Source organism: Devosia nitrariae (assembly GCF_030160115.1).
In the GTDB taxonomy this organism is placed as follows: Bacteria; Pseudomonadota; Alphaproteobacteria; order Rhizobiales; family Devosiaceae; genus Devosia; species Devosia nitrariae.
Genome location: NZ_BSNS01000022.1, coordinates 126,210 through 144,932, shown reverse-complemented (window position 1 = coordinate 144,932; position 18,723 = coordinate 126,210). Strand labels below are relative to the sequence as shown.

Annotated in this window: 23 protein-coding genes; 21 read left to right on the top strand and 2 right to left on the bottom strand. The window is 64.8% G+C overall.

The window, feature by feature from the left end:
- The first annotated feature begins 48 nt into the window (after nt 1-48).
- The 3 genes from QQK18_RS20345 (at nt 49) to QQK18_RS20335 (ending at nt 2,285) form a co-directional block, all read left to right on the top strand.
- Nucleotides 49-636: a 5-formyltetrahydrofolate cyclo-ligase gene (locus QQK18_RS20345; RefSeq protein ID WP_284342213.1), complete on the top strand. Its 588-nt coding sequence runs from the start codon at nt 49-51 to the stop codon at nt 634-636.
- A complete protein-coding gene (locus tag QQK18_RS20340; RefSeq protein WP_284342212.1) occupies nt 633-1,448 on the top strand; it encodes a TIGR00282 family metallophosphoesterase in 816 nt (271 codons plus the stop codon). Before QQK18_RS20345 ends, QQK18_RS20340 begins: the two co-directional genes overlap by 4 nt.
- 90 nt (nt 1,449-1,538) lie before the next feature.
- A complete protein-coding gene (locus QQK18_RS20335; protein WP_284342211.1) occupies nt 1,539-2,285 on the top strand; it encodes a YebC/PmpR family DNA-binding transcriptional regulator in 747 nt (248 codons plus the stop codon).
- A 4-nt stretch (nt 2,286-2,289) separates the two neighbouring features.
- On the opposite strand, the gene QQK18_RS20330 is transcribed toward QQK18_RS20335, so the two are convergent.
- Nucleotides 2,290-3,042: a GGDEF domain-containing protein gene (locus tag QQK18_RS20330; RefSeq protein ID WP_284342210.1), complete on the bottom strand. Its 753-nt coding sequence runs from the start codon at nt 3,040-3,042 to the stop codon at nt 2,290-2,292.
- 164 nt (nt 3,043-3,206) lie between these two features.
- Here QQK18_RS20330 and ruvC point away from each other — a divergent pair, with 164 nt between their 5' ends.
- From ruvC to QQK18_RS20280, 10 genes are all read left to right on the top strand, one after another.
- A complete protein-coding gene (gene ruvC, locus QQK18_RS20325; protein WP_284342209.1) occupies nt 3,207-3,713 on the top strand; it encodes a crossover junction endodeoxyribonuclease RuvC in 507 nt (168 codons plus the stop codon).
- Nucleotides 3,710-4,327, top strand: coding sequence for a Holliday junction branch migration protein RuvA (gene ruvA / locus QQK18_RS20320; protein ID WP_284342208.1), 618 nt, complete (start codon nt 3,710-3,712; stop codon nt 4,325-4,327). Before ruvC ends, ruvA begins: the two co-directional genes overlap by 4 nt.
- Nucleotides 4,328-4,382: 55 nt before the next feature.
- Nucleotides 4,383-4,646 carry an AbrB/MazE/SpoVT family DNA-binding domain-containing protein gene (locus tag QQK18_RS20315; RefSeq protein WP_284342207.1) on the top strand — a complete coding sequence of 88 codons (264 nt, stop codon included), beginning with the start codon at nt 4,383-4,385 and terminating at the stop codon, nt 4,644-4,646.
- Nucleotides 4,633-5,037, top strand: a complete 405-nt coding sequence (locus QQK18_RS20310; RefSeq protein WP_284342206.1) for a type II toxin-antitoxin system VapC family toxin — start codon at nt 4,633-4,635, stop codon at nt 5,035-5,037. Before QQK18_RS20315 ends, QQK18_RS20310 begins: the two co-directional genes overlap by 14 nt.
- Nucleotides 5,034-6,071, top strand: coding sequence for a Holliday junction branch migration DNA helicase RuvB (gene ruvB / locus QQK18_RS20305; protein ID WP_284342205.1), 1,038 nt, complete (start codon nt 5,034-5,036; stop codon nt 6,069-6,071). Before QQK18_RS20310 ends, ruvB begins: the two co-directional genes overlap by 4 nt.
- Nucleotides 6,068-6,955: a metallophosphoesterase gene (locus QQK18_RS20300; RefSeq protein ID WP_284342204.1), complete on the top strand. Its 888-nt coding sequence runs from the start codon at nt 6,068-6,070 to the stop codon at nt 6,953-6,955. Before ruvB ends, QQK18_RS20300 begins: the two co-directional genes overlap by 4 nt.
- A gap of 80 nt (nt 6,956-7,035) precedes the next feature.
- A complete protein-coding gene (locus QQK18_RS20295; protein ID WP_284342203.1) occupies nt 7,036-7,551 on the top strand; it encodes an NUDIX hydrolase in 516 nt (171 codons plus the stop codon).
- Nucleotides 7,548-8,054: an NUDIX hydrolase gene (locus tag QQK18_RS20290; RefSeq protein WP_284342202.1), complete on the top strand. Its 507-nt coding sequence runs from the start codon at nt 7,548-7,550 to the stop codon at nt 8,052-8,054. The genes QQK18_RS20295 and QQK18_RS20290 overlap by 4 nt, the downstream gene beginning before the upstream one ends.
- On the top strand, nt 8,051-8,257 hold the full coding sequence (locus tag QQK18_RS20285) for a helix-hairpin-helix domain-containing protein (RefSeq protein WP_284342201.1): 207 nt from the start codon (nt 8,051-8,053) through the stop codon (nt 8,255-8,257). Before QQK18_RS20290 ends, QQK18_RS20285 begins: the two co-directional genes overlap by 4 nt.
- Before the next feature lie 11 nt (nt 8,258-8,268).
- Nucleotides 8,269-8,658, top strand: coding sequence for a YbgC/FadM family acyl-CoA thioesterase (locus QQK18_RS20280; protein ID WP_284342200.1), 390 nt, complete (start codon nt 8,269-8,271; stop codon nt 8,656-8,658).
- Nucleotides 8,659-8,700: 42 nt separating this feature from the next.
- Here the strand turns inward: QQK18_RS20280 and QQK18_RS20275 are convergent, their stop codons facing one another.
- Nucleotides 8,701-9,141, bottom strand: coding sequence for a CHRD domain-containing protein (locus QQK18_RS20275; protein ID WP_284342199.1), 441 nt, complete (start codon nt 9,139-9,141; stop codon nt 8,701-8,703).
- A gap of 300 nt (nt 9,142-9,441) precedes the next feature.
- Between QQK18_RS20275 and tolQ the strand changes: the two genes are divergently transcribed.
- The 8 genes from tolQ (at nt 9,442) to ftsH (ending at nt 18,668) form a co-directional block, all read left to right on the top strand.
- The gene (tolQ, locus tag QQK18_RS20270) at nt 9,442-10,146 is read left to right on the top strand and encodes a protein TolQ (RefSeq protein ID WP_284342525.1); all 705 of its coding nucleotides are present in this window, start codon (nt 9,442-9,444) and stop codon (nt 10,144-10,146) included.
- Nucleotides 10,146-10,592, top strand: a complete 447-nt coding sequence (gene tolR, locus QQK18_RS20265) for a protein TolR (RefSeq protein ID WP_284342198.1) — start codon at nt 10,146-10,148, stop codon at nt 10,590-10,592. The genes tolQ and tolR overlap by 1 nt, the downstream gene beginning before the upstream one ends.
- Nucleotide 10,593: 1 nt before the next feature.
- Nucleotides 10,594-11,802 carry a hypothetical protein gene (locus QQK18_RS20260; RefSeq protein ID WP_284342197.1) on the top strand — a complete coding sequence of 403 codons (1,209 nt, stop codon included), beginning with the start codon at nt 10,594-10,596 and terminating at the stop codon, nt 11,800-11,802.
- Between the two features lie 136 nt (nt 11,803-11,938).
- Entirely contained in the window at nt 11,939-13,258 is a 1,320-nt protein-coding gene (gene tolB, locus QQK18_RS20255; RefSeq protein WP_284342196.1) for a Tol-Pal system beta propeller repeat protein TolB, read from the top strand.
- 252 nt (nt 13,259-13,510) lie between these two features.
- Nucleotides 13,511-14,005, top strand: a complete 495-nt coding sequence (gene pal / locus QQK18_RS20250; RefSeq protein WP_284342195.1) for a peptidoglycan-associated lipoprotein Pal — start codon at nt 13,511-13,513, stop codon at nt 14,003-14,005.
- A gap of 187 nt (nt 14,006-14,192) precedes the next feature.
- Nucleotides 14,193-15,275, top strand: a complete 1,083-nt coding sequence (gene ybgF / locus QQK18_RS20245) for a tol-pal system protein YbgF (RefSeq protein WP_284342194.1) — start codon at nt 14,193-14,195, stop codon at nt 15,273-15,275.
- Nucleotides 15,260-16,534, top strand: a complete 1,275-nt coding sequence (tilS, locus tag QQK18_RS20240; RefSeq protein ID WP_284342193.1) for a tRNA lysidine(34) synthetase TilS — start codon at nt 15,260-15,262, stop codon at nt 16,532-16,534. The genes ybgF and tilS overlap by 16 nt, the downstream gene beginning before the upstream one ends.
- 199 nt (nt 16,535-16,733) lie before the next feature.
- Nucleotides 16,734-18,668, top strand: coding sequence for an ATP-dependent zinc metalloprotease FtsH (gene ftsH, locus QQK18_RS20235; RefSeq protein WP_284342192.1), 1,935 nt, complete (start codon nt 16,734-16,736; stop codon nt 18,666-18,668).
- The last annotated feature ends 55 nt before the right edge of the window (nt 18,669-18,723 follow it).

The following is an 18,723-nucleotide window of genomic DNA, read 5'->3' as shown; positions in this document are numbered from 1 at the left end:
TCCAAAAGGCTGAATCGAAACGCACCAAATAACGGACCGGCAGCCGCCATGATCGATGACGATATCGAACGCGCCAAGGCGGCGCTGCGGGTAAAGGCCCATGACCTGCGGGCGGCGCTGTCGCATTCCGCGCGCGAAGAGGCCTCCAAGGCGGCGTGCCTGCATTTCTTCGAAGGCGTTCCCCTGGCCGAGGGCGAGGTCGTGGCCGCCTACTGGCCCATTCGCGACGAAATGGACTGCCAGCCGATCCTGGTGCGGCTGATGGATTCGGGCCAGCCGGTCTGCCTGCCGGTCGTCATCGGTGACGGCGCACCGCTGGAACTGCGGCTCTGGGAGGAAGGGGCGCCGCTCTATCCTGCCGGTTTCGGTACCCTCGCGCCCGAGGACCTGGCGCCAAAAGCCGAGCCTGACGTCATCCTCATCCCGCTCCTCGGGTTCGACGATCGCGGTACGCGGCTCGGCTATGGAGGCGGTTACTACGACCGCACGCTGGCGCAGCTCGCCAAGAGACCACGGCTCGTCGGCCTTGCCTTCGCCGCCCAGCAAGTCGACCTTATCCCGCGAGATGCCCATGATATTCCGCTCGATGTCGTGGTCACCGAGAACGGCGTGACGCATTTCGGCGCGGCGCAATGAGGCTATTGTTTCTGGGAGACGTCGTCGGCCGGGCCGGGCGCGATGCGGTGGCCGAGCGGCTGCCGGGCCTCATCGAGCACCTCGATCTCGATTTCGTCGTCGTTAACGGCGAGAACGCCAGCCATGGGCGCGGGCTGATCGAAAACCACTTCCTCGGCCTCAAGAATGCCGGCGCCGACATCGTGACGCTCGGCGACCATGCCTTCGACCAGCGCGACACCATAACCTTCATCGAGCGCGAGCCCAGCCTGCTGCGGCCGATCAATTTTCCGCCGGGGACGCCCGGCCGTGGCGCCATGCTCGCCGAGGGGCGCAGGGGCCATCGCGTGCTGGTGATCAATGCGCAGGGGCGGGTCTTCATGGATCCGATCGACGATCCGTTCCGCGCCGTCGAGGCGGCGGTCGCCGCCTGCCCGTTGAGCGAGCAGGCCGATGCGATCATCGTCGACTTCCATACCGAGGCGACCTCGGAAATCCAGGCCATGGGACATTTCCTCGACGGGCGGGTCAGCCTAGTCGTCGGCACCCACACCCATATCCCCACCTCCGACCACCGCATCCTCAGGGCCGGTACGGCGCTGATGGCGGATGCGGGCATGTGCGGGGACTACGATTCGATCATTGGCGTCGACGCGGAAGAGCCGCTCGGCCGGTTCCTGACCGGTATCGCCAACGCCCGCTTCACCCCGGCCGAAGGCGAGGCGACGCTCTGCGGGGTCGTGGTCGAGACCGATCCGGCGACGGGACTTGCCCTGCGAGCTGAGCCGCTACGCGTCGGCGGGGTCCTGGCCCAGGCGATCCCCGAGTTCTAAGCCGGACCACGCGGCGCCCGACTTTATTTTTGCCTTTTGTGCCCCTATAAGGCGCCAACTCCCAACTCACCACGTCGACCGAGGATCCGAATGGCTGGCCATTCACACGCCAAGAACATCATGCATCGCAAGGGTAAGAGCGATGCAATCCGCTCGAAGATCTTCTCCAAGCTCGCCCGCGAAATCACCGTGGCGGCCAAGCTCGGCGTGCCCGACCCCTCGATGAACGCGCGGCTGCGCCTGGCAGTAACCAATGCGCGCGCCCAGTCCATGCCCAAGGACAATATCGAGCGCGCCATCAAGAAGGCGGCGGGTAGCGACAGCGAGAACTATGAGGAGATGCGCTACGAAGGCTATGGGCCCGGCGGCATCGCCATCATCGTCGAGACCCTGACCGACAACCGCAACCGTACCGCATCCAACCTGCGCTCGTACTTTTCCAAGAATGGCGGGGCGTTGGGTGAAACCGGCTCGGTATCGTTCATGTTCGACCGGGTCGGGGAGATCTTCTATCCGGCGAGTGCCGGGGACGCCGATACGGTGATGGACGCGGCGATCGAAGCCGGGGCCCAGGATGTCGAGAGCGACGAGGAAGGCCACACAATCTACACGACCTTCGAAGGGATAGGCGAGGTCGCCAGCGCGCTGGAGAAGGCGCTCGGCGAAGCCGAGTCGGTCAAGCCGGTGTGGAAGCCGCAGAACCTGACGCCGGTCGACGACGAAAAGGGCGCAACGCTCCTGAAGCTCATGTCGATCCTCGAAGAGGACGATGACGTCCAGGACATCTATGCCAATTACGATATGAGCGACGAGACCGTGGAGCGCCTGTCCGCGTAGGCCGTCAGGCTGCCTGCGTCAGCGCGATGCAGTCGCGTCCGTTGCTCTTGGCCATGTAGAGGCGTTCGTCGGCCAGCCGGTAGATGTCTTCATAGGTTGCGGGCTTGGCAAAGCTGATGCCGCCGATGCTGACCGAGAGCGGACAGAGCACTTCGCCTGGCGCGAAAACGACAGCGGACACCGCGCGCCTGATACGCTCGGCTACCTGGTCGACGACGGCGTGGTCGGCCTCGGAAAGGTAGATGCCGAACTCCTCGCCGCCGAGGCGCCCGACGAGATCGCTCTGCCTGACGCTCAAGCGGATGGCCTCAGCTATCAGGCAGAGGGCCTCGTCTCCCCTCTGATGGCCGAAGCGGTCGTTGACCCGCTTGAAATCGTCGGCATCGACCATAAGCAGCGCGCCCGTACGGCCCGCCTGCGCGGGATCAGCGAGATCGGCCTCGACCTTTGCGGTGAAAGCACCGCGGTTAAGGCACGCAGTCAGCCAGTCGGTTTCGGCAATGACCCGCAACTGCCGGTTGGCGTGGCGCAACTGCTCGTGCCGCAGCGACAGGTAGAACATCATCGGCCCGCCGAGGACGATCGGCATGATCACCGCCGATGCGAGGCCCGGCACGTTGAGGCCGTTCGAGAAGACCTCGAGGATGAAATTGGTGATCAGCACCGACACGGCGACGGACGCCATCGTCAGCAGCCCGGTGAAGCGCCGGATGCGGATCCAGGCAGCCGGGGGCAATCTGCTGTTGATCTCGATCAATCTCGTCCCTCTTTAGCTTCCCGCACGGGAAGCTAAAGCGCACGCGTTGAAGAAGAACTTCCCTTAACGGCTGCAAGTTTATCCAATCCACAGCCCGCCGTTCTCGTTGCCTCTTTGTTCACTTCCGCCTTGGTAGGTTTGCCCAGCATGCGTAAGAGTGGTGAATGGGCGATTTCGTGCGAATCATCGGCATAGATCCGGGACTGCGGCGCTGCGGCTGGGGCGTCATCGAGGCCGAGGGCAACAGGCTGCGCTATGTGGCCTGCGGCGTTTTGACGCCAAAGGTCGATGCGGAGCTGTCCGTGCGCCTGGCGGAGCTCAATTCCGGGCTTGCCGACCTGCTCGACCGGTTCGTACCGCATGAGGCGGCGGTGGAAGAGACTTTCGTCAACCAGGGGGCACGCTCGGCGTTGATTCTCGGACAGGCCCGGGGTGTGGCGCTGATGACGCCGGCGGCGCGCGGGCTGCCAGTCGCCGAATATGCGGCCAATCTCGTCAAGAAATCGGTCGTCGGCACGGGGCATGCCGAGAAGGCGCAGGTCGGGCTGATGGTCAAGACGCTGCTGCCGGCCGCTGACTTCAAGGGCGCCGATGCGGCCGACGCGCTTGCTATTGCCATCTGCCACGCCCATCACCGCATTTCGCGCCAACGCTTGAGGTCTTTTGCATGATCGGCAAGTTGAAGGGTCTCATCGACAGTTTCGGAGACGACCACGTGCTCGTCGATGTGGGGGGCGTTTGCTATGAGGCTTTCTGCTCGGCAAAGACGCTGCAGTCCCTACCGCGGGTTGGCGAGGCGGCGGTCCTCTTTATCGAGACGATCGTGCGCGAGGACATGATCCGGCTCTTCGGCTTTGCCAGCGAAGCCGAGAAGGCCTGGTTCAACGTGCTGATGACGGTGCAGGGGGTCGGCGCACGCGTGGCGCTCGCCATCCTTTCGGTGCTCACGCCCTCGGAGCTCTCGAGCGCCATTGCCTTGCAGGACAAGGCCATGGTCGGGCGGGCCAACGGCGTCGGGCCGAAACTCGCCCTGCGCATCGTCTCGGAACTGAAGAGCAAGGTACCGGCTCTGGGCGCAGCGGAGGCCGGCGTGCTTGGGTTGCAGACAGCGCTGGGCGCGGGTGTTGCCGGCGGCAACGTTGCCGACGCGGTTTCGGCGCTGACCAATCTCGGCTATTCGAGCGCCCAGGCCTCGGCGGCGGTGGCGCGGGTAGTGGCGCAGGAAGGCGACGGGACTGCAACGGAGCGGCTGATCCGGCTGGGGCTCAAGGAACTGAGTGCGTGATTTTCTTGAAATTCCTGCGCCTCCTTACTATCTTCAGAAAGTAAGGAGAATGGGTATGCCTACGGCCACCGTGACAAGCAAAGGGCAGATTACGCTGCCCAAGGATGTTCGAGACGATTTGAAGCTCAGACCCGGTGACAAGGTCGAGTTTGAGAAGCGCGATGGTCGATACGTGCTGAGGCCTCGAAACCGGTCAATCATGGAGCTTGCTGGCATTCTACATCGGCCCGGCTCGAAGGCCATGACAATCGAAGAAATGGACGAGAAGCTCGCTCAGGCTCTCGCTGAAGACGACGAGCGTATCCGTGCTGGGCGTTGACACGAATGTTCTTGTCCGCTTCGTGACGCAGGATGATCCGCAACAGTACCGATTGGCGAGTGAGCTATTTGCGGGGGCGGGTGACGATGGACTATTTGCCAATCCCGTCGTCTTCGTTGAGCTCTATTGGGTGCTGAGGCGGGTCAAGAAAATGCCCAAAGTTGATATTCTTGCCGTGCTGGAGGGGCTGCTGGATTCGCGCGAATTGCTCGTGGAGCGTCGCGACCTGGTGATTGAAGCACTAGACCTTGCTGCGCGGCTTGGCGTCGATTTCAGTGACGCAGTGATCGGCCTGCTCAACCGGCAGTTCGGCTGCTCAGTTACGGCAACCTTCGACAAAGAGGCTCTTCGCCTGCCCCAGTTCCAATCGGTTCAGGACGCGATCGCGTGACTTCCCTTACCTCCGCCTCCGCTGGCCGCGACGATAGCCTCGATGTTTCGCTGCGCCCTTCCGGGTTCACCGATTTCATCGGGCAGGCTGATGCGCGTGCGAACCTTCAGGTGTTCATCGAGGCGGCCAGGCAGCGGGGCGCCGCGCTCGACCATGTGCTGTTCGTCGGCCCCCCGGGGCTCGGCAAGACGACGCTTGCCCAGATCATCGCCAAGGAACTGGGGGTCGGGTTTCGCGCCACGTCCGGCCCGGTCATCGCCAAGGCCGGGGATCTTGCGGCGCTCCTGACCAATCTCGAAGAGCGCGACGTGCTCTTCATCGACGAGATCCACCGGCTGAACCCGGCGATCGAAGAAGTGCTCTATCCGGCCATGGAAGACTTCCAGCTCGACCTGATCATTGGAGAAGGGCCGGCGGCGCGTTCGGTAAGGATCGATCTCGCCAAGTTCACGCTTGTCGGGGCGACGACGCGTGCGGGGCTTTTGACGACACCGCTGCGCGACCGTTTCGGCATTCCAGTGCGCCTCAATTTCTATACGCCTGAGGAACTGGTGAAGATCGTCGAGCGCGGCGCCAGGCTCATGGGGCTAGCGATGTCGCCGGACGGGGCGATGGAAGTCGCGCGCCGCTCGCGTGGCACGCCCCGCATTGCCGGGCGTTTGTTGCGCCGCGTCACCGATTTTGCCTTGGTGGACGGCGCCAAGGAAATCACCAGCTCCGTCGCCGATAAGGCGCTGTTGCGGCTCGATGTCGATGCGCGCGGGCTCGACCAGCTCGATCGGCGGTATCTGACCACCATCGCCGATTTCTACGGTGGCGGGCCGGTCGGCATCGAAACCATCGCGGCCGCGCTTTCCGAGCCGCGCGATGCGATCGAGGAGATCGTCGAGCCCTATCTTATCCAGCAGGGCTTTATCCAGCGCACGCCGCGCGGGCGATTGCTGACTGCCATTGCCTTCCAGCACCTCAACATGGCCGTGCCGCAGGGGTTCGTCGGGCTGCAGGCGAGCCTCTTCGAGGAGGATGGGGAGTGAAACGCCGCGCGGTATTGGCGGGACTCTTCGGAAGCTTGCTGACGACGCTGGGCGTCGGGGGTTACGCGACGGCAGTCGAGCCGAACTGGCTGCGGATCGCGCGTTACGATCTCGACCTGCCGGCCTGGCCGGCTGGCCTGACCTTGCGAGCCGCGGTGCTGAGCGACTTTCATGCATGCGAGCCATGGTTGAATGCCGATCGCCTCAATGCGATCTGCGACAGCGTCGCCGACCTCGAGCCGGATATCGTCCTGTTGCTGGGCGACTATTGCGAGGGGCCGCGTTTCAGCCGCTCTCTCAAACCTGCCGAATGGGGCGCGTGCCTCGCTCGGCTGCACGCGCCGCTCGGCGTCCATGCCGTTCTTGGCAATCACGACTATTGGGCGGACGCGGCGGTGCAAGCGGCCGGAGGCGGGTCGACAGAGGCGGAAGGTGCGCTCACCGCCGCGGGCATCGACGTCTACGTCAATCGTGCGAGGCGAATGGAAAAGGACGGGCGCGGCTTTTGGCTGGCCGGACTTGGCGACCAACTCGCCTTCATACGCAGCCGGCGCGGCCTCGACGACCTCGATGCAACCCTCGATCAGATCGAAGGTGATGAACCGGTCCTGTTGATGGCGCACGAGCCCGATATCTTTCCGCGTGTACCCCCACGCGTAGCTCTGACCCTGTCCGGCCACACGCATGGCGGCCAGGTCAGGCTTTTCGGCCATTCGCCCGTCATACCCTCTCGATACGGCGACAGGTACCGGCATGGCCACGTGACCGAAGATGGCCGCCATCTCGTCGTTAGCGCAGGTCTGGGCCTGACGTGGCTGCCGGTCCGCCTGGGCGCCCCGCCCGAAATCGTGCTGCTCGAACTGGGTGGAAGGCGCACGGCATAAACGCCGACGGTGATATCGGTCTATCATTGGGCGATTCGCGTAGTTTCCAGGCGAACCTCCTCGGGAAAAGATGGCATGCCATGAGCGGGCGGCACATGATCAGCTATGACCTGCCGCCGGGGCGGTTCAACCTGCGGGCGGCCGCAATCGCCATTCGTGACGGACACGTGCTCATACATCGTGCCACGTTCCAGGACTTCTGGTCGTTGCCCGGCGGGCGTGTCGAGTGGGGCGAGTCTTGCGAGCAGACGGTGGCGCGAGAACTCGAGGAGGAACTGGGCGTGCGCGGTGAGGTCGCCCACCTGCTTTTCGTCCGCGAGAGCTTCTTCAGCGACCAGGGCAGACGGTTCCACGAACTCGGCTACTATTTCCGCGTGTCGCTTCCGGACAGCTTTCCGTTCCGCACGGACGGCGAAATATGCCACCGTTGCCGGGATGGCGAGGCGGACCTCGAGTTCAAATGGGTGCCGATCGCCGGAGACACTCTCGCCGAACATGCGTTCGTGCCGGCAAGCTTACGGGAGCGGTTTTCTGCGCTGAGCAACGACATCGAGCACCTCGTCTTCTTTGAGAGTGAGGCGGGGGTGATCCAATGAACGAGCGTGTCGTCCTCAGCTATCCGCATGGCGGGCGGCGATTTAACTATCGGGTGGCGGCTATCGTCCTGGTTGATGGACACGTGCTCGTCGACCGCCAAGATGATGACGACTACGTCATGCTGCCAGGCGGGCGGGTGGAACTGGGCGAGCCCAGTGTGCTCTCGCTCGAACGTGAGATCGCCGAGGAACTTGCCATGAACGCACGGATCGGTCCGTTGCTTGCGACTTCGGAAAGCTTCTATCGCCGTGTGGATGAGGATTTCCATGAGATCGGTCTGTTCTACAGAGCCGCGCTTGCGGATGCCCGTCCGAATGGAAAGTCGCCTTGGCTTGTACGGCAGGACGAGGGGCATGAGCTGAAGTTCTACTGGGTGCCACTCAACGGCAACGCGCTGGAGTACATGAACCTTCTGCCGCGTTGGCTGCCGAGCTTCCTGCGGAATCTGCCTGGCACCGCCACGGATATCGTGCACGACGAGCGGATGGTGGCATCACAATGATTGCGGCCTCCGACCGCATCGCCGAGACGATCAAGCTCAGCCGGCCGGCCCATCGCGCGTTGATGGCCGCGGGGATCGTGAGCTTTGCCGATCTGACGAAATGGACACGCCAAGACATCGCAAACCTGCACGGCATCGGTGCCAGGACCTTCGTTTTTCTCGAACCGGCCATGGTTGAGCGCGGGGTGACGTTCAAGGCATGAGCGCGCATCGCATGTCCGTCCGCGTCTACTACGAGGACACCGATTTTTCCGGCAACGTCTATCACGCGGCCTATCTCAAGTTCTTCGAACGCGGGCGCACCGAATTCCTGCGCGATCTCGGCATCCACCATTCCGAACTTATCAGGGATGGCATCGCGTTTGCCGTGCGCGCGATGCATATCGATTTCGCCGCAGCAGCCCATATCGACGATCTGCTGACGGTCGTGACCGAGGTTGCCGCTTTCACCGGGGCGCGGCTGACGCTGAAGCAGGCGATCCTTTCCGGCACAAACGTTCTCATCAGCGCCGAGGTGACGGTCGTCGCCATCAAAGTCGGGGGAGGCGCCGCGCGCATGCCGTCGGACCTGCGCGAGCGCCTCGCCATTGAGATGAAGGGTTGAGAGAGGGGCGTTGGTCCCTCTCTTTGGCTCAGGATGACGTGCTTACATGCCGCCAGCCGTCATCACCTGGCCGCGGATCTCACCGTCCGGATACTGTTCGGTGTGAATGTTGAAGTACCACATGCCCGCCTGCAGGTCAGTCGCCTGCTCCTCGGTCAGCGTTGCGCTGCCTTCGATGGGACTGGCGAGATCGCCTTCGATCGGAACCACCGGGCCGGCACTCTCCTCGGGGCCGGCCGGGCCGTGGAAGTGGGCGGCGGTCGCGTCGCCCGTCAGACCCTCATAGGTCACGGTCCAGGTCAGTTCCATGCTTTCGGTGTCGTACGTGCCTTCGAGGGTGCCGGTGCCGGCGGAATCGTTGGCGGGCACCTGGGCAGCGCCGGACAGTTCGGCGGTGAGGTCGACGACTTCGGCTTGGGCGGCGCCCGTTGCGAAAAGCGCGGCAAGCGCAACGCCTGCCGCGGATACGAAGCGGATGGTCATGGGGTTCTCCTCCTGTTGAAGCAGCGCGCATAGCGCAGGAGCAACAACGGTTTCGCCCGGTCCGGCGTTCCCCATGACAATCGTGGTCCGGCATCAGCCATGACAATAACGTGATGGTGCCTCGGAGACCCTTTCTTAACCACTTGTTGACCATGATCGGGCGATAGGGATAAAGCCCGCGAGAGCTCCGGAAATCCGGGAATTTTCTCTTAAATTTGACAAATTTCGACCGCATCGGGGACCTCTCTGGCTCATGCGGTCGTAGTGGCCGAGCCGAAAAGGGACCACTCAATGGAAGCGATGGATGCCGTGGGTCAGGTGGCGACCCACACCGACTTTTCGATCTGGGGCCTGTTCTGGGCAGCCGACATCGTGGTCAAGACGGTGATGCTCGGGCTTTTGTCCGCCTCGATCTGGTGCTGGGCGATCATCGTCGACAAGACGATCCATTATCGCCGCGCCAAGTCGGAGATGAACCGGTTCGAGCGCCTCTTCTGGTCCGGACAGTCGCTCGAGGAGCTCTATCAGGCGCAGTCGCAAAAGGTTTCGGGCGGGCTCGGATCCGTGTTCGTTGCCGCCATGAAGGAGTGGAAGCGCAGTCACGAGCAGAACGCGGCCTCCTTCATAGGCGTGCAGGCCCGGCTCGAAAAGGTGCTCGACGTCGCCATCGCGCGCGAGAGCGAGAATCTCGAAAAGCGGTTGAGCTTCCTCGCAACCGTCGGCTCGGCGGGACCCTTCATCGGGCTTTTCGGCACGGTTTGGGGCATCATGAACGCCTTTACCGGCATCGCTCAGGCCTCCAGCACCAACCTGGCGGTCGTTGCCGGACCCATTGCCGAGGCGCTTTTTGCCACCGCGATCGGACTGGTGGCCGCCATTCCCGCGGTCATTGCCTATAACAAGCTTTCTTCCGATGCCGGCAAGATGATCGGCAGGCTCGAAGGCTTTGCCGATGAATTCTCGACGATCCTGTCGCGTCAGCTCGAAGCACGGAGCCCCCGCTGATGGGCATGTCGGGCGCAGGCGGCTCGGCCAAGCGCCGGGGACGGCGCGGGCGGCACTCGGGCCTGATGAGCGAGATCAACGTCACGCCGATGGTCGACGTGATGCTGGTGCTTCTCATCATCTTCATGGTGGCCGCGCCCCTGATGACGGTCGGCGTGCCTATCGACCTGCCGCAGACGCAGGCGCGCGAGCTCAATGCCGAAACCCAGCCGATCACGGTCTCGGTGACGCCCGATGGGCTGATCTATATCGAGAACGAGCAGATCCCCTACGAAAACCTGGCGGGCGTCATCAACGAGCGCGCGGCCGGCAACACCGAGGAGCGCATCTTCGTTCGCGGCGACACCACCGCCAATTACGGTTCGGTGATGCAGGTCATGGGGCTGCTTTCGGGCGCCGGCTACACGCGGATCGGGCTCATCACCGAGCAGGAACCCAGGCAATAGCGTGAGAACGGGCGTTGCAGTATCGGTCACCGCGCATGCGCTGCTGATAATGGTCGGCCTCATCACCTTTGCGCCCGGGCGCGACCTCGAGCCGTCGATGGTACAAGCGATCGCAGTCGATCTGGTGCCGGTCGAGGAGTTCACCAACATCCGCGTCGGCTCGCTCGACAGCCAAATCGTGGAGACGCAGACGCCTTCTCCGGTCGAGTCCGATGAGCCGCCGGAGCTGGCAACACCCGCCGGCAATACGCAGGAGGACCAGCCGACCCCGCAGGACGCGCCGACGCCGAGCCCGCGCCCGGTTGAGAACACGGCGCCCGCACCCGAGGCGCCGCCCGAACCCCAGCCGGAACCCGAACCGGAGCCGGAGCCGGAGCCAACCCCGGAGCCGGAGCCAGCTCCCGAGCCGGAACCAGCCCCCGAGCCGGAACCGACGCCGCAACCTCCGACGCCGCCCGTCCCGGCGACGCGCCCGGAGCCGCGGCCGGCTCCCGAGCCAGAGCCGCAACCAGAGCCCGCTCCCGAGCCGGAACCGGCCCCGGAGCCGCGGCCGGCTCCCGAACCGGAGCCAGAGCCGCAACCGACACCCGAACCGGAGCCCGAGCCTGAGCCTGAGCCTGACCCTCAACCACCGACCAATGTCGCACCGCAGCCGGCCATGCGCACCGCCGCGCTCGACAGGGCGCGCGAAGAGTTTGCGCGTCAGCAGGCGCAGCGCCAGCGCGAGGAGGAGGAGCGTCGACGCCGCGAGCAGGAGGAACGCGCCCGCGCCGCGGCCGCCGCTCAGCAGCAGGCGAGCCAGCAGACCGCCAACACAAGGCCTGCGGATGACATATCATCGATCATCAACCAGGAAACCTCTCGCGGTGGGACCACAGGCCAAGGCGGCTCGCCGACCCTGGGCGACACCACCGGCACCTCGGCGCGCTTGAGCCAGTCGGAAATCGACGGGCTGATCGGCCAGATCAAACGGTGTTGGAACCTGATGCCAAGCGAGATCGATGCGGGCCTCTCGGTGCGGCTCCTCGTCTCGCTCAATCGGGATGGGACCGTTTCCGGCACGCCGCAGGTGCTGCAGGCCGACAGCTCGATGATCGGCGGTTCGATGGCGCGCGCGGCCCAGCGCGCGGTGATGCAGTGCGGGCCCTACCGGCTTTCGGCGGAGTCCTACAGCGAGTGGCAGCAGATCGATGTCACGCTGCGGCCATGAAGTGTGAACATGACGCGGCTGCATGCGGGTATCGTTGACGTAGAAACAGGTGCTGTGCGCAGTCGCAGATACCTAAGGAATTGAATTGTCGCATTTGCGGACCACAATGACCCCCGAACGTCCGCAGGAGCGCGTGATGGAGACCAAGATGACCCTTTTGACCCGGCGCGATGCCCTGAAGCTCGGTCTTGCTGGCGGCGCGGCCCTTGCCGCGAGTCCTGCCCTGGCACAACTGCAGATCGTTGTCGAAGGCGCCAATTTCCAGCCCTTGCCGATCGCCATTCCCGATTTCGCCTCGTCCGATCCGACCTTTGGGCGCGAAGTCGCCGAGATCGTCAGGAACAATCTGCGCCGCTCGGGCCTCTTCCTGCCGCTCGATCCCGCCTCCCTTCCCATCCGGGTCGGCGACGTCAATGCCCAGCCGGATTTCGCCTCCTGGCGTGCAGTCAACGTCGATGGCGTCGTCATGGGCGCGGTCGAGCGCGGCGCCCAGATCCAGGCCTCGGTGCGCGTGTGGGACACCGCCCAGGCCGTACAGGTGGTCGGCAAGCAGCTTGGCACGGATGCCCAGAGCTGGCGGCGGATCGGCCACATTGTCTCTGATGCGATTTACGAGTCGCTTGCCGGCGAGACCGGGTATTTCGACACGCGCGTCATCTACGTCGCCGAGAGCGGCCCCAAGGCCAACCGCGTGAAGCGCCTCGCCATCATGGACCAGGACGGGGCCAATGTTCAGTATCTGACCAATGGCAACACGCTGGCGCTCACCCCACGCTTCTCGCCCAACAACGACCTCGTCGCCTATATGAACTTCGATAGCGGCAACTGGCAGGTCTATGTGCTGCAGCTTTCGACCGGCCAGCAGCAGCGGTTGGGCTCCTTCGGGCAGATGACTTTCTCGCCGCGCTTTGCGCCGGACGGACGCCGCGTCGTGTTTTCGGTCGAGCAGGGCGGGGCAACCAACATCTATGCGCTCGATATCGGCTCGAGCCAGCCGGTGCAGCTGACCTCGGGCGCGGCGATCGACACCAGCCCCTCCTATTCGCCGGACGGCAGCCGCATCGTCTTCGAAAGCGATCGCGGCGGCTCGCCGCAGCTCTATGTGATGGGCGCCGGCGGCGGGCAGGCCCAGCGCATCAGCTATGGGCAGGGCAGCTATTCAACGCCCGTATGGTCGCCCAAGGGCAACCTCATCGCCTTCACCCGCCAGTCGGGCGGGCAGTTCTCGATCGGCATCATGAACCCCGACGGGTCGGGCGAGCGCCTCCTGACCACCAGCTTCCACGCCGAAGGACCGACCTGGGCGCCCAACGGGCGTGTCATCATGTACTTCCAGGATCCGGGCGGCAATGACGGGCCGCGCCTGCATTCGATCGACATCTGGGGCCGCAATCCCCAGACCGTGCCCACCGAGAGCTTCGCTTCGGATCCGGCCTGGTCGGCGCTGCGGGCGTAGCCCCGGCCGGTCGGAGCCTCTTCAGCTTTCCTTGAGGTCCTTCAACACGTAGCGGGCTGCCGCCTATCCACTTTAACCGTACTTCTGAAGCGCACACCCTGCGCGTCTCATGGAAACGTCACGAAATAGCCCCGATTCCCGCCACATTGGCGCCCGAGTAGCCAACGATTAACCAAGCGGGCAAACCCGGCCTTAAGACTAGCAGGGTAAATACGGGGTCAAAGAGTTTAGCTTTTCAGGAGCCGTACCCGGATGCATATCGCTGCACCCATTTCCGGGGTTGTGCGCTTTTTCGCGCTGACCCTCCTCGTCGTCGCGCTCGCGGCCTGCTCGCGTGCCCCCAACACCATGCCGACGGGTGTCGGCAATGTCGGGGCAGGAGCCGCCACCCCCGGCAGCCAGCAGGAATTCCTGGTGACCGTGGGCGACCGCGTCTTCTTTGACACCGATTCCTCGGCACTGACCACGGAAGCCCAGGCAACGCTCGACAAGCAGGCGGCCTGGCTCAACCGCTACACCAACTATCGGATCATGATCGAAGGCCATGCCGACGAGCGGGGCACGCGCGAATACAACATCGCGCTCGGTGCCCGGCGCGCCTCGGTCGTCGTCAACTACCTCGCTTCGCGCGGGGTCGCCGCCAACCGCATCCAGAGCCAGTCCTTCGGCAAGGAGCGGCCGGTCGCGATCTGCAACGACATCTCCTGCTGGAGCCAGAACCGCCGCGCGGTGACGGTCGTCCAGTAGCGCAAACCGGTCCCATCGCGGACCGCCGATCCAGCGGAAAACTGGAGGCATGGGGCGCCGGGACCGCGTAATTGGTCCCGGCGCTTTCCGTTTCACGACGAGTTGCGACACCAAAGCACCAAAATTGCGCTTTATTGCGCGCGCAATCCCAATCTCTTCGGGTATGACGCAGTCATTTGGAGGCTCGATGGTGACTTTCGAATACAAACGCAAATCAAGGCGAATGCGCCTGGCCGCGCTGGCGGTGGGTCTCGGCCTTGCCGGCCCTGCACTGGGCTTCGAGGCATTGCCCAGCCTGCCGCCGGCACGCATCGAGATTGCCCAGACGCAGGAGGCAGCTCAGCTCGCCGTGCGCATCCAGCAGCTCGAGGAACAGATGCGGGCCCTAAACGGGCAGATCGAGGGGCTGACCTTCCAGATCACCCAGATGCAGACGCTCATCCAGCGCATGCAGGAAGACAACGAGTTCCGCTTCCAGCAGCTCGAAGGGGGCGCCCCCGCAAACCCTAATGGGGCGGCGACCGGGGCCGGGGGCGCGATGCCGTCCGGTGGCTCGCCGCAGGATCAACCGGACGTCGCGCCGACCGTCATTCCCGAGCAGGGGGTAAGGCCCCTGCCGGGCGAACAGGAGTTCGACCCGACTTATGACGACGGCACCGCCGCGCCGCCGCCTTCGGGGGATTCGGGCATGATCGAGGGAGGCAGCGTCGCGCCGTCTCCCGAAACGACGGGAGCCATCGGCCCATCGGTCGATCCGCTGCTCGGCACCGGCCAAGGCCAGACAGGCGCGGTGCTCGGCGAATTGCCGGTCGATCCGGTCGTCGCCGGTGCCCAACCCCTGGACCTGAGCTTCAAGCCGGGCATGGATACCGGCGACCCGGATGCCGATGCGCAGTTCGCCGCCGCCTACGAAGCGGTGCAGCGCGGCGATGTCGCCTTCGCCGAGGACCAGTTCGGCCAGTTCATCGAGCTTTACCCCGACAACCCGCAGGCCCCGGATGCGGCCAACTGGCTGGGGGAGGCGCTGCTCAAGCGCGGCGCCAACCAGGAAGCGGCAGAGGTGCTGCTCAACGCCTACCAGGCGGCGCCGGAAAGTCCGCGCGCACCCGACCTGCTGCTGCGGCTCGGCATCGCCCTTGCGCAAGCCGACGAGCGCGACACGGCCTGCCGCACCTTCAACGAGATCCCGCAGCGCTTTTCCAATCTGACCGAGGCGTTTCGGGCCCGGCTGGAAACGGAGAGGGCGAGCGTCGAATGTCCGCCCGCGTGACCCCGCCGCTCTCCGACCCGACTGTGTTCGAGGAGCTCTTCGCGCCCGTCGCCGGCAAGGCGGTGCTCGGTCTCGCCATCTCGGGCGGGGCCGACAGCCTGGCGCTGATGCTCCTGGCGGCGCACTGGGCGAGCGGGCGGGCCGACCGGCCCCGGCTCATCGTCTATAGCGTCAATCATGGCCTGCGGCCCGAAGCGGCCGACGAAGTGCGTATCGTCCTCGCCCAGGCGGCCAAGCTCGGGCTCCCGGCCCGGGGGCTTGCCTGGCGCGACGGACATCCAGCCACAGGCCTGCAGCAGGCGGCGCGCGAAGCGCGTTACCGGCTCATTGGCGCGGCCATGGCCGAGGACGGGGCGGAAATGCTCATGACCGCTCATCACCGTAACGATCAGGCCGAGACGGTGTTGATGCGCCTTGCACATGGCAGCGGCATCGAAGGCCTCAAAGGCATGGAGCCGTTCTCGCTCGTTGCGGGCGTGCCGATTTTCCGGCCGCTGCTCGAGGCCGACCCGGCCGAGCTCGCCGGCCTGGTTGCGCAAGCAGGGCTCACCCCCGTCGCCGACCCTTCCAATGCCGATACGGCCTACGAGCGGGTGCGCTGGCGCGCCCTGCTGCCGCAGCTTGCCGAGATGGGCCTGGACGCCCCGACCCTTTCACGCTTTGCCCAGCGCATGGGCGAGGCGGACCGGGCGCTCGCCGGCATTGCCGATGCCGCGTTCGAAAGTCTCGTGGTTCTCGACGGGTTCGGGGCCGCCCGGCTCGACCGCACCGCCTTCCGTGCGCTCTCGCCGGCCATCGGGGCACGGGTCCTTAGCCGGTTGCTCAATATCGTCGGGGGCCGGCAGAAGCCGCGCGCGCTCGGCCAGGTCGAGCGTCTGACGCAGGGGCTGGTCGCACCGGAACCGGTCAAGGCGACGACGATGCTGGGTTGCGTTACGCGGGCCGACGAGGGGGCGATCATCGTTGCACGCGAACCGGGGCGGCAGACACCGCCGGATCTCGCTCTGGTACCGGGGGGTGAGATCATCTGGGACCAGCGCTTCCGCATCCGCAACGTGTCACCCGATACGGCGTTCACGGCGGGCGTCGCCGACTACCTGCCGCGCCATCGCCTCCAGGATTTCCTCGGCTTCAAGGTCACCGCACCCGCCGAGGCGCTGCGGACGGCGCCAATTGTCAGGGACGAGGCGGGAGGTGTGCTTTCGCTGGGAGGCTGGTCGTTCGACGAGAGGATTGCAGTCGAGTTGCTGATCGATTGAGCCAAGTCAAAATGGCGCGCGCCTTCCCACGCCAAGGAACGCACGGTCCACACGGCCCGTTAACTGCAAAGTGACTGGATAGCTGGACGTAGCGGCGAAACGGCCGCACGTCTTGCCCTTGTAACGCCTGAGTGGTGGTCATACATTCGGGCTAACATGCCGGGTCCTCTTGGACCGGCGCCCCCGGGACGGATTTTTAATGAACGGAAACTTCCGCAACTTCGCCATCTGGCTGGTCATCCTCTTCATGCTGATGGGCCTGTTCCAGGTCTTTCAATCCTCGACACGCTCCATCTCGGTGATGGACAAGAGCTATAGCCAGTTCGTTTCCGACATCAACGCGGGCAGCGTCCAGGCCGTCACCATCACCGACAACATCGTTTCGGGGACATTGCGCGACGGCACGCGCTTCCAGACCATCATTCCCGATGGGGCTGACGTCATCAACCGGCTCGAGGACAAGGACGTGTCGATCACCGCGCGCGAGCCTGAAGGTTCGCCGTTCTGGTCGATCCTGCTCTCCTCCTGGCTCCCGTTCCTCGTCATCATCGGTGTCTGGTTCTTCTTCATCCGCCAGATGCAGGGCGGGGGCCGCGGCGGCGCCATGGGCTTCGGCAAGTCGCGGGCAAAGCTCCTGACCGAGACGCAGGGCAAGGTCACTTTCGAGGATGTTGCCGGCGTCGACGAGGCCAAGCAGGACCTCGAGGAAATCGTCGAGTTCCTGCGCGATCCGGGCAAGTTCCAGCGGCTGGGCGGGCGCATTCCGCGCGGCGTGCTGCTGGTCGGTCCGCCGGGCACCGGTAAGACGCTGCTTGCGCGTTCGGTTGCGGGCGAAGCCAATGTGCCGTTCTTCACCATTTCCGGCTCCGACTTCGTCGAGATGTTCGTTGGCGTCGGCGCCAGCCGCGTGCGCGACATGTTCGAGCAGGCCAAGAAGAACGCCCCGTGCATCATCTTCATCGACGAGATCGACGCGGTCGGCCGCCAGCGCGGCGCGGGCCTGGGCGGCGGGAACGACGAGCGCGAGCAGACCCTGAACCAGCTCCTCGTCGAGATGGACGGGTTCGAGGCCAATGAGGGCGTCATCCTCATCGCCGCCACCAACCGTCCCGACGTGCTCGATCCGGCGCTGCTGCGTCCGGGCCGTTTCGACCGGCAGGTGGTGGTGCCCAATCCGGACGTTTCGGGCCGCGAGAAGATCCTCAAGGTCCATGTGCGCAAGGTGCCGCTGGCGCCCGACGTGGACCTCAAGATCCTGGCGCGCGGCACGCCCGGCTTTTCCGGTGCCGACCTTATGAACCTCGTCAACGAGGCGGCGCTGATGGCTGCCCGACGCAACAAGCGTTTCGTTACCCACCAGGAGTTCGAGGACGCCAAGGACAAGATCATGATGGGCGCCGAACGGCGGACCATGGCGATGACGGACGACGAGAAGAAGCTGACGGCCTATCACGAGGCCGGCCATGCGCTCATCGCGCTCAAGCTCACCGGCATCGATCCGATCCACAAGGCGACGATCATCCCGCGCGGACGCGCGCTCGGCATGGTCATGACTCTGCCCGAGAACGACAGCTACTCGTTCAGCCGGGAAAAGGCGGTATCGCGACTGGCCATGCTCTTTGGCGGACGCGAGGCCGAGATCCACAAGTTTGGGATCGAAAAGGTAACAAGCGGTGCCTCCGGCGACATCCAGATGGCGACCAACCTCGCCCGTTCGATGGTCATGGAATGGGGCATGAGCGAGAAGCTCGGGCGTGTGCGCTACAAGTCCAACGAGCAGGAAGTGTTCCTCGGGCACTCGGTGACGCAGTCGACCCTTATGTCGGACGAGACGGCCAAGCTCATCGACGAGGAGGTGCGGCGCCTGATCGAGGACGGCGAGCGTACGGCCCGCGAGCTCATCACCGGCAACGCCGAGCAGTTCGAGGCCATCGCCCAGGCGTTGCTCGAATACGAGACGCTGACCGGCGACGAACTGCGCGCGCTGATGGACGGCAAGCCTCCGGTGCGTCCGGAGGATACTGAGACCGCCACAGTCAAGCATTCGAGCGTGCCGAGCGCCGGCAAGAACGCCAAGAAGCGCCCGGGGCCCGAGCCCGAGGGCGGCGGCCTGGAGCCGCAGCCGGGGAGCTGAACATAGAAAGGCCGCCAAGAGGCGGCCTTTTTGTTGGCAGTGTTGCGTAAATCCC